Source organism: Curtobacterium sp. Leaf183 (genome assembly GCF_001424385.1).
Lineage (GTDB): Bacteria > Actinomycetota > Actinomycetes > Actinomycetales > Microbacteriaceae > Curtobacterium.
Genome location: NZ_LMPO01000010.1, coordinates 108,999 through 121,781 on the forward strand (window position 1 = coordinate 108,999; position 12,783 = coordinate 121,781).

A 12,783-nucleotide genomic window follows, 5' to 3' on the forward strand; every position below is an offset into this window, starting at 1 on the left:
CCCGAGCGGTCGGTGGTGCCGCGGGCACAGAAACGGGGTCAGGAACCGATTGGTTCCTGACCCCGTCACGGGTTCGTTACGCGCCGACCTTGACGCGAGCGAAGCCCTGGATCGTGATGCCGGCGTTGCTGGCGGCCTTCGCGACGGAGATCTTGTTGTCCTTCGCGTAGTCCTGGTCGAGGAGCGACACCTGCTTGATGTAGGCGTTCACCCGACCCTCGACGATCTTCGGGAGGGCGGCCTCGGGCTTGCCCTCTTCGCGCGTGATCGCCTCGACGGTGGCGCGCTCCTTGGCGATCTCGTCGGCCGGGACCTCGTCGCGCGTCAGGTACGTCGGGTTCGCGAACGCGACGTGCTGCGCGATCGAGCGGGCCTCGGCGGCGTTGTCACCCTGGTACGCGACGACGACGGCGATCTGCGGCGGCAGGTCCTGGCTGGTCTTGTGCAGGTAGATCTCGAAGGCCGAGCCCTCGACACGGCGGACCGTGCGGACCTCGAGCTTCTCGCCGAGCGCGGCGGCGTTCTCGTTGACGACGTCGAGGACGGTCTTGCCGTCGAGCGGGGCCTGGTTGGCCGACGCGACGTCGGTGGCACCCGCAGCGGCGACCGCGGCGAGGACCTTGTCGGCGAGGGTGGTGAACTTCTCGTTCTTCGCGACGAAGTCGGTCTCGCTGGCCAGCTCGACGACGGTGGCGGCACCGTTGTCGGCGGTCGCGACGACGACGCCCTCGGAGGTGGCGCGGTCATCGCGCTTGGCGACGGCCTTGGCGCCCTTGATGCGGAGCAGCTCGACGGCCTTGTCGTAATCGCCGTCGGCCTCGACGAGCGCGTTCTTCGCGTCCATCATGCCGGCCCCGAGGTCCTCGCGGAGCTTCTTCACGTCCTGTGCGGTGAAGTTTGCCATTGGCTGGCGTCCTTTCTGGACTGTGCGTGTGTGGAGGGAGAGCGGCGTCGAGGGCGCCGGGCCGCGTGGCCCGGCGCCCTCGGACACTCACTCGGCGGGGGTGGTCTCCGCAGCGGCCTCGGCCTCGGCCGTCGGCTCCGCGTTCTTCGCGTCGTCGGCGATCGGCTCGCCGATCTCCTTCGCGGCGACCTGTGCGTCGGCGTCGTTCTCCTCGACCGGGGTCTCGGAGGCGGCAGCGGCCGGGGTCTCCGTGGCGGCCGGAGCGGCGGTCTCGCCACCGAGGAGCTCCTGCTCCCACTCGGCGAGGGGCTCGGTGGCCTCGTCGTCGTCGCCACCGTTGTGACGGGTCTTGAGGCCCTCGGCAGCGGCGTCGGCGATGATGCGGGTCAGCAGGCCGACCGAGCGGATCGCGTCGTCGTTGCCCGGGATCGGGTAGGCGATCTCGTCGGGGTCGCAGTTGGTGTCGAGGATGCCGATGACCGGGATCCCGAGCTTCTGCGCCTCGTCGACGGCGAGGTGCTCCTTCTTGGTGTCGACGATCCAGAGCGCGCTCGGGGTCCGCGTGAGGTTGCGGATGCCGCCGAGGGTCTTGTGGAGCTTGTCCAGCTCGCGCTTCTTGATGAGGAGCTCCTTCTTGGTGAAGCCCTTCGTCGTGTCGTCGAAGTCGATCTCCTCGAGCTCCTTCATGCGCGCGAGGCGCTTGGAGACCGTCTGGAAGTTCGTGAGCAGACCGCCGAGCCAACGCTGGTTGACGTACGGCTGGCCGACGCGGGTCGCCTGCTCGGCGATGGACCCCTGCGCCTGCTTCTTGGTGCCCACGAAGAGGATCGTGCCGCCGTGCGAGACCGTCTCCTTGACGAAGTCGTACGCGCGGTCGATGTAGGCCAGCGACTGCTGCAGGTCGATGATGTGGATGCCGGAGCGCTCGGCGAGGATGAATCGCTTCACCTTCGGGTTCCACCGACGGGTCTGGTGTCCGAAGTGGACGCCGCTGTCGAGCAGCTGGCGGATGGTGACGACGGCCATGTGCCGTCCTCCTTCGTTGTTCTCGGCGCGCGGCATGACCGTGCACCTGGTGCGGTTGTGTCGACCACGACCGGAGGTCGTTGTCCCTGGTGTCCTGACACGCGACCGCCCGCTCGAGAGCGGGACCGATGACCGGGTGTGTTGCGTGGACACGCGAAGTCAGCGCGCACAGCGCGCTGCTGCAGAGATACTAGCAGGACGGGAAGGAGGCACGGTGCGGGTCGGACCCGCACCGTGCCTCCTGGCCGTGGTGGTGACTACGCCTTCGCGTCGACCGTGTCGCCTTCGGCCGTGATGCCCATCTCCTCGAGCGAGCGGCCCTTGGTCTCCGGGATCTTCGCGATGACGAAGAAGAGCGAGATCAGCGCGAACAGCGCGTAGATGCCGTAGGTGACCGTCAGGTTGAAGCCGGACAGGACCGGGAACGTGATCGTGACCAGGAAGTTCGCGACCCAGTTCGCGGCGGAGCCGACGCCCAGCGCGGTGGCGCGGATGCGGTTCGGGAACATCTCACCGAGCAGCACCCACATGAGCGGGCCCCAGGTCGCGCCGAAGGACACGACGAACAGGTTCGCGAAGATGAGGGCGACGATCCCCCACGCGCCGGGCAGCTGCGGCGAGCCGTTGACGATCGTCGCCTGCGAGAAGGCGATGGCGACCATGAGCAGCGACACGAACATGCCCGCGGAACCGGCGGTCAGCAGCGGCTTCCGACCGAGCTTGTCCACGGAGAAGATCGCGATGAAGGTCACGGCGACGTTGACCACGGAGGTGATCGTCGAGATGAGGAACGAGTCGCTCTCCTTGAACCCCACGGCCTGCCAGAGCGTCGTCGAGTAGTAGAAGATCACGTTGATGCCGACGAACTGCTGCAGCACGGCCAGGATGATGCCCACCCAGACGATCGGCTGCAGACCGAAGCGGTTGCCGCGGATGGAGCCCTTCTTCTCGCTGGCTTCCTTCTCGATGCCGTCCTGGATCTCCTCCAGGCTCGTGTTCACCGTGTCGCGCGGCACGATCTTCGTCATGACCTCGCGCGCGTCCTCGGTGCGGCCCTTCGCCAGCAGGTAGCGCGGCGACTCCGGCAGGGTGATGGCGAGGATGCCGTAGACGATCGACGGGACGATGCCGACCAGGAACATCCAACGCCATGCCGGAAGACCGGCGACGACCTCGGACGCGCCGCCTGCCGTGACCGCGAAGAACTGGTCGGACAGCAGGGCGGCGAAGATGCCGAGGGTGATGGCGAGCTGCTGGAACGAGGCCAGCCGCCCACGGATCGCCTTCGGGGAGACCTCCGAGATGTAGGCGGGCGCGATGACCGACGCGGTGCCGATGCCGAGACCGCCGACCAGACGCCAGATCACGAAGTCCCACGTGGCGAACGCGAAGCCCGAGCCGATCGACGAGACGAAGAACAGCACCGCTGCCCAGAACATGATGCGGGTGCGGCCGAACCGGTCGGCGAGACGCCCGGCGAAGAACGCACCGAACGCACACCCGATCAGTGCCGAGGCGACCGCGAAGCCGCTGGCGGCCTCAGACAGGCCGAACTCACCCTTGATCGCGTCGACGGCACCGTTGATGACGGACGAGTCGAAACCGAAGAGGAAACCGCCCACCGCTGCTGCGATGGCGAACGCGGTGACCTTCCCCTTGAACGCACGGTCCTCGCCGTGCCCGGTGGCTGTGTTGGACACGATGCTCCTGGGTTCTGCCGCCGTGCTGCGTGTGGGCACGGTGCCCCGGCGGTCGGCTGGTTCGCCGTCCGAGCGGCGTTGCGTGTTCCGGAGCGGCCCCGACTGTACTCCCCGATCGACGGATGGTCACATCGGCGGATTGCGGCGGCGGGGCGGGCGTCCGCACCTGGCGGTGCGGGCGCACGCACGCGGTGGTGCCGGCGCGCGCACGCGGTGGTGCCGACGCGCGCACCTCGTGGTGCCGATGCGCGGCCCCTCCACATCCTGGAGGCCCGGCTCACCCTCCACAGGTCGGCCAACATGCCGACCTGGCCGGCTCCACCGCCGCCAGGCTGGCCCCATGACCCGACCGCTCCTGACCGTCGCGGCGTCCCTCGTCGCGGTGCTGTTGCCTCCCCCGGTGCTCGCAGTGGCCGCGTTGAGAGAACCGATGCCAGCACCCGGTGCCGTATCCCCCGCTGGCACTGCCGCGTCCACGCAGACCCCCGCGCGTGCGACGGCTCCGTGGGTGTGGCCGACGGGCGACCGCGTGGTCGAGCGACCGTGGGAAGCGCCCGACGGCGACTACGGCGCCGGGCACCGGGGGATCGACGTCCCCGCGGCGCTGGGAACTCCGGTGGTCGCCGTCGACGACGGAGTCGTTGCGTTCGCGGGGTCCGTTGCCGGTCGTGGGGTCGTGACGATCGACCACGGCGGCGGACTCGTCAGCACGCTGGACTCGGTCGCGCCGTCGGTCACGAAGGACCAGCCGGTGGCGCAGGGCGACGTCGTCGGGACGGTCGCGGTCGGGCACTGTCCGTCGACCTCGCCGTGCCTGCACCTCGGGGCCCGGGTCGACGACCGGTACGTCGACCCGATAGCGTACCTGCCCTCGGCGGCCTGGCCAGTGCTCCTGCCGGACGATGCCTGGCCTGGATGACCCGACGAGGGCGGGGGCAGGCATCGAGCGATCCGCACCGGGACGAGCCTCGGAGCGGTGTGCACCGGGGCGATCAGCACCGGCACGAGCCGCCGAGCGGTGTACACCGGGGCGATCAGCACCGGCACGAGCCGCCGAGCGGGGTGCACCGAGGCGAGCCGTCAGGCGCGGGGGTGTGCCGTGCGGTAGACCTCGCGTAGACGCGCCGACGACACGTGCGTGTAGATCTGCGTCGTCCCGAGACTCGCGTGCCCCAGGAGCTCCTGGACGGCACGCAGGTCGGCTCCCCCGTCGAGCAGGTGCGTCGCGGCGGTGTGTCGGAACGTGTGCGGTCCGCTCGGCCCTTCGCCGGGCAGGTCCTGCAGCAACCGGGCGACCACGCGGTAGGCGCTCCGGACCCCCAGCCTGGCGCCGCGGTCCCCCAGGAAGAGCGCATCCGACGGTCCGGCGGCCCGACCGAGCAGCACCGGTCGTCCCCGGTCCAGCCAGCCCTCGACGGCGTCCCGCGCGGGGACACCGAACGGCACGACGCGCTCCTTGCCGCCCTTCCCGAGCACACGGACCGTCAGGCGACCACGGTCGAGGTCGCCGACGTCGATGCCGACGAGCTCGCTCACGCGGATGGCCGCGGCGTACAGCAGTTCGACGAGCGCCAGGTCCCGGAGGGCACTCGGGTCATCGGAGCTCGCACGTGCCGCCAGGCCGTCGAGCAACGTCCGCACCTGGTCCTCGGAGACGACGCGTGGCAGGTGCGCCGCGCCCTTCGGTGCACGGAGTCGCACACCGGGGTCCGTCGTGACGAGCCCGGTCTCGGTCGCCCACCGGGTGAAGGCGCGGACTGACGACGATCGCCGCGCGATGCTCGACCGCGCGAGCCCGCGCTCGCTGCCGGCCCACAGCCAGTCGCGCAGGACGTCGAGCGAGCAGTCGGCGACCCGGTCGACCCCGCGCTGGGCGCAGAACCCGAGCAGGTCCTCGAGGTCGCCCCGGTACGCCCGCACCGTCTGCTCGCTGAGCCCCCGCCCGGTGGCGGTGTGTCCGAGGAACGCGAGGACCGCAGCGCCGAGTGTCCCGCCGTCGTGGTCCATGTCGGACAGCGTAGGCGTCCGCACCGCTCCCGCTCATGCGCGCCGACCCGTCGGACCGGAACGACCAGCAGCACCCAGCACCCAGCCGTCGACGCGACGCTCGACGAGCCCCTGCAGTTCGGCGAGCGCCAGCGTGTCGGTGGCCGCGGCGACGGAGAGCCCCGAGCGCTCGGCGACCTCGACGACCGTGATCGGTCGGCGGCCCAGCGCATCGACCACCCGGACCGTCTCGGGGTCGACGGTCGCCGAGCACAACGTGGTCGGCGTGTCGTCGGGGTCGACGCCGCTGTGGACGGCGACGGCGGAGCGCACCGGGTCATGGGCGTACACGGCCAGCTGCGCGACGCCGTCGGCCACCAGCCGGTGACACCCGACCGAGGCTGGAGACGAGAAGGCGCCGGGGACGGCGAACACCGGGCGCCCGAGCTGCGCCGCGTGGTGCGCCGTGTTGAGCGCTCCCGACCGCGCAGCCGCCTCGACCACCACGACGGTGTGCCCGAGCGCCGCGATCAACCGGTTCCGTGCGAGGAACCGCCATCGGGTGGGCGGGGTGCCCGGCGGGGACTCGGCGAGCAGCATGCCCTGTCGCCCCACGTTGCCGAGCAGTTCGACGTGCCCCGCCGGGTAGAGCTGGTCGACGCCACCGGCGAGGACCGCGACCGTGGGCGTCCGCGCGGCGATGGCGACCCGGTGTGCGACGGCGTCAATCCCGTAGGCGCCCCCGCTCACGGTCGTGCACCCGGCGTCCGCAGCAGCCGAGGTGATCTCGGCGCACGCTTCCGCACCGGCGAGCGTGTTCGACCGGGCACCGACGACGGACAGGCACGGACGCGACACGACGGGCGGTTGGTCCCCACGCGGCCGGCCTCGACGCCAGAGCACCAGTGGCGCGTGCTCCCCGAGGTCGTCCATGCCCGCCGGCCACTCGGGGTCGCCCGGCAGCAGGAGGGTCGCTCCGACCGCCGTCGCCGCATCGAGGATCCGCTCCGGGTCGGCTCGGGCGAACCGCGGGCGCCACCGCTCCAGCGCCACGACGAGTGCGTCGGCGAGCCCGTCGGCCAGCGAGTCGTCGGCATGGACGTCGGCGGCGCACGCGTCGCGGATCGCCTGCACCGGTCCGGGCCCGGTGACGAGCCGCAGCGACCGTTCCGCGCCGAGCATCCGGACCAGCGCACCGGCCGTGCTGTCCCCCGGTTCGACGAGTGCGCTCCACGCCACCCGCGCGAGCGCCTCGGCGTCGGCGGCGCTCACAGCCCGCTCCGCAGCCCGAGGGCCGCCGACACCTGATCGCCACCCGGACGGTCGACCGCGGTGAGGTCGGCGATCGTCCAGGCCAGGCGCATCACCCGGTCCCACCCGCGCATCGTCAGCGTGCCGAGCTCGAGGCCTCGGTCCAGGGCCGTCGTCGCACCGGGCTCAGCTCGACCCGGCCCCCGGAGCCATGCACCCGTGACCTCGGCGTTCCTGCTCCACCCGGTGCCGGCGAGTCGGTCCGTCATGCGGGCGCGTGCGGCTTCGACGACGACCCGCGCCTCGGCGGTGGTCGGGGTCGTCCCGGCCGACCGCCGCATCACCGCGGCCGTCACCCGAGGCACCTGCACGCGGATGTCGATGCGGTCGAGGAGCGGCCCGGACATCCGCGCGAGGTAGCGCCGGACGGTGGTCGGCGAGCAGTCGCAGACGGGTCCGCCCAGCTCGGGTCTGCTGCCGGCGTGGCCGCAGGGACAGGGGTTGGCGGCCAAGACCACCTGGCACCGCGCCGGGAACTCGGCCGATCCGGCGGCGCGGTGCACCGTGATCCGGCCCGACTCGAGCGGCTGTCGGAGGGCATCGAGCACCGCACGCGGGAACTCGGGGGCCTCGTCGAGGAACAGCACGCCCTGCGTCGCCCGGGACACGGCACCCGGCCGGATCGTGCCCGAGCCGCCGCCGATGAGCGCGATCGCGGACGCGGAGTGGTGTGGGGCTTCCCACGGCGGGCGGGTCGTCCACGACCGAGCACCGAGACCGGCGACCGAACGCACGGCCGCGACCTCGAGCGCCGCCTCGGAGTGCAGGTCGGGCAGGAGCCCGGGGAGCCGCTCGGCGAGCATCGTCTTGCCCGCGCCGGGCGGTCCGAGCAACAGCACGTGGTGTCCGCCCGCAGCAGCGGTCAGCATCGCCCGGACGCCGATCTCGTTGCCGAGGACGTCGCCGAACTCGGCATCGGGGACCCGGACGTCGGCGAGGGCGGTCGGCAGGACGGGGTCGACGTCGACGGCGGGCAGCATCGCCCCGGCGTCGATGGCAGCACCGCGAAGTGAGTCGACGCCGTGCACGAGCACGCCGGGGACGACGAGCGCTTCTTCGAGGTTGCCCACGGGCACGACGACCCGCGCGACACCGGCCGCACGCGCCGCGAGCACCATCGGGACCACGCCGGGGACCGGACGGACGCGTCCGTCGAGTCCGAGTTCGCCCACGTAGACGACCCGACCGGAGGTCCGCGGGGCCGTGCCGGCCGCCGCGAGCACCGCCATCGCGATGGCCAGGTCGAAGCCCGAGCCCCGCTTCGGTATCGCCGCGGGTGTGAGGTTGACCGTGATGCGTCGCGCCGGCAGCGGACAGCCCGCGTTCGCCGCGGCCGAGCGGACACGCTCACGCGCTTCACCGAGGGACGTGTCCGGCAGCCCGATGATGCTGAATCCGGGGAGCTGGCTGGTCAGGTGCGCCTCGACCTCGACCAGCCGCCCGCTCACCCCGAGCAGTGCGACGGCCGCCGATCGCCCGATGTCGCTCATACGATCGCCTCGACGTGCTCGACGACCGCACGAGGCCCGATCAGGTGCACGGCCATCGCGTCGATCCGGATCTGCGGCGCGGCGTGGTCCGGGTGCGCCGCGAACCACGCGGGCACGAGTTGCCGGAGCCGCCGGAGCTTGGTCCGGGTGATCGCTTCGAGCGGGTGCCCAGCCGTCGCCCCGCTGCGGGTCTTCACCTCGACGAAGACGAGACCGTCGGCGCACCGGGCGACGATGTCGACCTCGCCGCGAGCACACCGCCAGTTGCGGTCGACGATCGTGTACCCGTGTCGTTCGAGCCATGCAGCAGCGATGTCTTCACCCTGCGCACCCAATTCCGCTGTTCCCATGAGCACAGCGTCGCGAACCAGAAAGGCGGACGGCGGGCCGGACCATGATCTGTGGAGGAAATTCGACCCTCACGCACCTGTGCAGGAACAACGGTGCCGAACGCGCAGGACCCGACCGACCATGGTGGTCGATCGGGTCCTGGAGAGCAGTCGTTCAGTGCGCGGCTGCGTACGCTTCCTGCACCTGGGTGGAGATACGCCCGCGGGTGGAGACTTCGTACCCGTTCTCCTTGGCCCATTCGCGGACCTTGGCCAGCTCTTCGGAATTGCCCCGCTTGGGCGCGGCCTTCGGGGTGCTCGTGGCACCGGTACGGCGGCCACTCACCTTGCGCGCGGCGGCGACGTAGTCGGAGATCGATTCGCGGAACTTGTCCACGTTGTCGTCGGACAGGTCGATCTCGTAGGTGGAGCCGTCGAAAGCGAATTCCACGGTCCGTCCTGCACCGGGTGTGATGGGCGAGTCGTCGAGGTCGTCGACGAGCTGCACGGTGACCTTCTGCGCCATTGTGTTCTCCTTGCTGTGGGGACAGGAATTCCCCGTCAGCGTACCGCGCATTCCCAAGGAATGTCGGAGGACGTTCCTGCGGCAGAAAAGTCGACGATCACTCGTCGAGTGCGAGTTCCTTCGGCAGTTCGAGTTCCCGCGTCGTGAGTTCCTCGACATTCACGTCCTTGAACGTCAGCACGCGGACCGATTTCACGAATCGGTCGGAACGGTAGACGTCCCACACCCAGACGTCGTTCATGGTCAGTTCGAAGTAGAAGTCGTGTTCGGTGTCGCGTCGGGCGAGTTCGACCTCGTTGGCGAGGTAGAACCGTCGCTCGGTCTCGACCACGTAGCGGAACTGCGCCACGACGTCGCGGTACTCACGGTAGAGGGCGAGCTCGACCTCGCGGTCGTAGTCGTCGAATTCGTCGTCATCCATTGCGGCCACAGTCTACGGCGCAGGAGCGCGCGACGGACCACATGGCGCGAGACCGACCGACGAGCTCAGCCGGCGACCCCGTCCAGTTCCTCGAACCCGTCGAGCACGACCGAGGGTGTCGCGGCGACGACCGTGTGCAACCACGTCGTCCGGTGCATGCTGTGCGGCCCCACGGCCCGGATCGCGTCGTAGTGCGCGCTGGACCCGTACCCCTTGTTCGACGCCCAGGCGTAGTGCGGGGCATCCTCGTGCGCGGCGACCATCAGTGCGTCTCGCTCGACCTTCGCGACGACCGAGGCCGCGGCGACCGAGGCGCAGTCGCGGTCGGCCTTCACCCGGACGGTGACGTCGAGCGGAGCCGAAGCGGTGACGAGCGTCGGTGGCAGAGCGCGCGAGAGCCAGTCGAACGACCCGTCCAGGATCACGACCGCCCCCTCGAGCGAGACCCCGGACGCGACGAGCGACGACAGGGCTCGTGCTCCGGCGAGACCGAGCGCGGGCACGATGCCCTCGGAGTCCACGACGGACGCCGAGGCCATGCCCACGGCCGTCCTCGCCCACCGGGTGACCGCCGGCACGAGCTCGGTGCGGCGCGCCGCCGAGATCAGCTTGGAGTCGGCAAGGCCCTGCGGCACCCGTCGGACGTCGACCGTCACGGCAGCGACGCCGACGGCCACCGGACCCGCGATGGCGCCACGCCCCACCTCGTCCACACCGATCACCGTCACGCGCCCGGCCGCGAAGTGGGACTTCTCGAGCCGGAGCGACGGACGGACCGGGGTCACCGGTCCTTCTCCTCGACCCCCGCGAAGACGTTCGGGTAGTCGTCGAGCCACGTCCAGCGGCTGGTCGGCCACGAGATCACGAATGCCCGACCGGTGACGTCGGAGAGCGGCACGAACCCCTTGGACGGGGTGTTCCCGTTGTAGCGGGAGTCCTTCGAGTCGTAGCGGTTGTCGCCCATCACCCAGATGGTGCCCTTCGGCACCGTGACCGAGAAGTCCGTGCCCGAGGCCCGGGTCTCCCCCGCGGGCAGCTTGAGGTACGGCTCCTTGAGCGGCACCCCGTTGACCGTCATCTGCCCGAGGTCGTTGCAGCAGGCCACCTTGTCGCCCGGCAGGCCGATGACGCGCTTGATGAGGTGGTCGTCGCTGTCGCCAGTCCCGAGGCCGACCTGCGTCAGCAGCCAGTCGATCGCCTTCGCCGGCTGGGACGTCGGCGTCACGCTCGGCACCTCGGAGCCGGTGAGCCACCCACCCGGGTCCTTGAAGACGACGACGTCACCGTGCTTCAGCGCGACGGTGTCCGGGACGAGCTCGTTCACGATCACCCGGTCGTTGATCTGCAGGGTGTTCTGCATCGACGCCGACGGGATGTAGAACGAGCGGATCAGGAACGTCTTCACGAGGAACGACACCAGCAGTGCGGCGACGAAGATGATGAGCAGGTCGCGCAGGAACGTCAGGACGCCGTTCCGCTGCTTGGGGGAACGCGGCCGATGCACGTCGTTCTCGGTCGTGTCGGTCATTCCACCCTCGAGTCAGGACAACAGGGAACAGGGAAGCCCCCCGCCGATGCACAACCGTACATCNNNNGGCGATCAGTTGTCGCGCTTCTCCTTGATCTTGCGGCGGGCCGCCTTGCCGCGGAGTTCGCGGAGGTAGTACAGCTTCGCGCGGCGCACGTCACCACGGGTGACGACCTCGATGTGGTCGATGATCGGCGAGTGCACCGGGAACCAGCGCTCGACGCCGACCTGGAAGCTGACCTTGCGGACCTTGAAGGTCTCGCCGAGCCCGTGGCCCTGACGGCCGATGACGACACCCTGGAAGACCTGGATGCGCGAGCGCGTGCCTTCGATGATGTTCACGTGGACCTTGACGGTGTCACCCGCACGGAAGTCGGGGACGTCGGTCCGCAGCGATGCTGCGTCGACGTTGTCGAGGAGCTGGCTCATTGTTGGGTCACTCTCTGCGGACGCGCACGGGTCGCCGCGGATCGAATTCGGAAACGAAGTGGTGATGTGCCCGGTGTCGGCGACTCCCCCGTGGCAGAGTCCAGCCAGGGCACAGCGCTCAATACTGCCACATCGTCCTGTCGCAGCCAAACGGATCCGCACCGACCAGGATGGACGCATGATCGAACTCCGCACCCCCGACGAACTCGACGGGCTCCGCGCCGCCGGCCGGTTCGTCGCCGACGTGCTCGACGAGCTGCTCACCACGGTGGACGTCGGCGTCGACCTGCTCGACCTCGACCGGCTGGCCGCCAGGATGATCGCCGACCGCGGCGCCGTGAGCTGCTACGTCGACTACCACCCGTCGTTCGGGAAGTCGCCGTTCGGCAGGAACCTCTGCACGTCGGTCAACGACGCCGCGCTGCACGGCCTGCCGCACGCCTACCGGCTCCAGGACGGCGACGTGGTCAGCCTCGACTTCGCGGCGAGTCTCGATGGCTGGGTCGCAGACTCCGCCGTGACGGTGCAGGTCGGCACCCAGGACGCCGAGGACCAGCGGCTGATCGACACGGTGGAACGCGCCCTGGTCGCCGGGATCGCCGCGGCGCGCCCCGGCAACAGGCTCGGCGACGTCTCGCATGCGATCGGCGGGGTCGCGCACCAGGGCGGCTACGACGTCAACCTGCAGTTCGGCGGCCACGGGGTCGGGCGCACGATGCACGGCGAACCACATGTGCCGAACGACGCGCGACCGGGCCGCGGCCTGAAGCTCCGACCCGGCCTCGTCGTCGCGATCGAACCGTGGCTGATGCGCGGCACCGACGAGCTGTACCAGGACGATGACGGCTGGACGCTCCGGAGCGTCGACGGATCCCGTGCCGCGCACGTCGAGCACACGGTCGCCGTCACCGAGACCGGTCCCGAGATCCTGACCCTGCGTCGCGCTCAGCGCGCCTGACGGAGTGGGCCCACGCCGCCGGTTCCGGACCGACGGGCCAGCGGCGGGCCGGCCGTGCCGGTGGGGAGGCCCGGTGCCAGCTGGCACCGGGCCTCCCGTCCGCCAGGAGCCGCCTGCTCGGCAGGCCTCCGACACAGCAGGTCGAAACGCGCGTTGGTGGCCCGGATTCCGGGCC

14 protein-coding genes are annotated in these 12,783 nt (G+C 70.6%); 2 read left to right on the forward strand and 12 right to left on the reverse strand.

Going from position 1 to position 12,783, the window contains the following annotated elements; genetic code table 11:
• Nucleotides 1–76: 76 nt before the first annotated feature.
• From tsf to ASG04_RS15130, 3 genes are all read right to left on the reverse strand, one after another.
• A complete protein-coding gene (gene tsf / locus ASG04_RS15120) occupies nucleotides 77–904 on the reverse strand; it encodes a translation elongation factor Ts (protein ID WP_056126013.1) in 828 nt (275 codons plus the stop codon).
• 87 nt (nucleotides 905–991) lie between these two features.
• The gene (gene rpsB, locus ASG04_RS15125) at nucleotides 992–1,930 is read right to left on the reverse strand and encodes a 30S ribosomal protein S2 (RefSeq protein ID WP_056126014.1); all 939 of its coding nucleotides are present in this window, start codon (nucleotides 1,928–1,930) and stop codon (nucleotides 992–994) included.
• Between the two features lie 257 nt (nucleotides 1,931–2,187).
• The gene (locus tag ASG04_RS15130) at nucleotides 2,188–3,630 is read right to left on the reverse strand and encodes a sugar porter family MFS transporter (RefSeq protein WP_056126016.1); all 1,443 of its coding nucleotides are present in this window, start codon (nucleotides 3,628–3,630) and stop codon (nucleotides 2,188–2,190) included.
• 340 nt (nucleotides 3,631–3,970) lie between these two features.
• Between ASG04_RS15130 and ASG04_RS17660 the strand changes: the two genes are divergently transcribed.
• Complete coding sequence (locus ASG04_RS17660) at nucleotides 3,971–4,549, forward strand: M23 family metallopeptidase (protein WP_162241734.1); 579 nt, start codon at nucleotides 3,971–3,973, stop codon at nucleotides 4,547–4,549.
• A gap of 161 nt (nucleotides 4,550–4,710) precedes the next feature.
• On the opposite strand, the gene ASG04_RS15140 is transcribed toward ASG04_RS17660, so the two are convergent.
• The 9 genes from ASG04_RS15140 to rplS form a co-directional block, all read right to left on the reverse strand.
• Nucleotides 4,711–5,637, reverse strand: a complete 927-nt coding sequence (locus tag ASG04_RS15140; RefSeq protein ID WP_056126020.1) for a tyrosine recombinase XerC — start codon at nucleotides 5,635–5,637, stop codon at nucleotides 4,711–4,713.
• Nucleotides 5,638–5,670: 33 nt separating this feature from the next.
• A complete protein-coding gene (locus tag ASG04_RS15145; RefSeq protein ID WP_056126022.1) occupies nucleotides 5,671–6,888 on the reverse strand; it encodes a DNA-processing protein DprA in 1,218 nt (405 codons plus the stop codon).
• Nucleotides 6,885–8,417 carry a YifB family Mg chelatase-like AAA ATPase gene (locus tag ASG04_RS15150; protein ID WP_056126024.1) on the reverse strand — a complete coding sequence of 511 codons (1,533 nt, stop codon included), beginning with the start codon at nucleotides 8,415–8,417 and terminating at the stop codon, nucleotides 6,885–6,887. The genes ASG04_RS15145 and ASG04_RS15150 overlap by 4 nt, the downstream gene beginning before the upstream one ends.
• On the reverse strand, nucleotides 8,414–8,767 hold the full coding sequence (locus ASG04_RS15155; protein WP_056126152.1) for a YraN family protein: 354 nt from the start codon (nucleotides 8,765–8,767) through the stop codon (nucleotides 8,414–8,416). The genes ASG04_RS15150 and ASG04_RS15155 overlap by 4 nt, the downstream gene beginning before the upstream one ends.
• A gap of 154 nt (nucleotides 8,768–8,921) precedes the next feature.
• Nucleotides 8,922–9,272, reverse strand: coding sequence for a histone-like nucleoid-structuring protein Lsr2 (locus ASG04_RS15160; protein ID WP_056126026.1), 351 nt, complete (start codon nucleotides 9,270–9,272; stop codon nucleotides 8,922–8,924).
• 97 nt (nucleotides 9,273–9,369) lie between these two features.
• Nucleotides 9,370–9,693, reverse strand: a complete 324-nt coding sequence (locus tag ASG04_RS15165) for a DUF2469 family protein (protein ID WP_056126028.1) — start codon at nucleotides 9,691–9,693, stop codon at nucleotides 9,370–9,372.
• 65 nt (nucleotides 9,694–9,758) lie between these two features.
• Nucleotides 9,759–10,478 (reverse strand): ribonuclease HII, encoded by a 720-nt coding sequence (locus ASG04_RS15170; protein ID WP_056126030.1) that lies wholly within the window; start codon nucleotides 10,476–10,478, stop codon nucleotides 9,759–9,761.
• Nucleotides 10,475–11,221: a signal peptidase I gene (gene lepB / locus ASG04_RS15175; protein ID WP_056126032.1), complete on the reverse strand. Its 747-nt coding sequence runs from the start codon at nucleotides 11,219–11,221 to the stop codon at nucleotides 10,475–10,477. The genes ASG04_RS15170 and lepB overlap by 4 nt, the downstream gene beginning before the upstream one ends.
• 72 nt (nucleotides 11,222–11,293) lie before the next feature.
• Nucleotides 11,294–11,650, reverse strand: a complete 357-nt coding sequence (gene rplS, locus ASG04_RS15180; RefSeq protein WP_056126034.1) for a 50S ribosomal protein L19 — start codon at nucleotides 11,648–11,650, stop codon at nucleotides 11,294–11,296.
• A 178-nt stretch (nucleotides 11,651–11,828) separates the two neighbouring features.
• On the opposite strand from rplS, the gene map reads away from it, so the two are divergent.
• Nucleotides 11,829–12,608 (forward strand): type I methionyl aminopeptidase, encoded by a 780-nt coding sequence (gene map, locus ASG04_RS15185; RefSeq protein WP_056126035.1) that lies wholly within the window; start codon nucleotides 11,829–11,831, stop codon nucleotides 12,606–12,608.
• The last annotated feature ends 175 nt before the right edge of the window (nucleotides 12,609–12,783 follow it).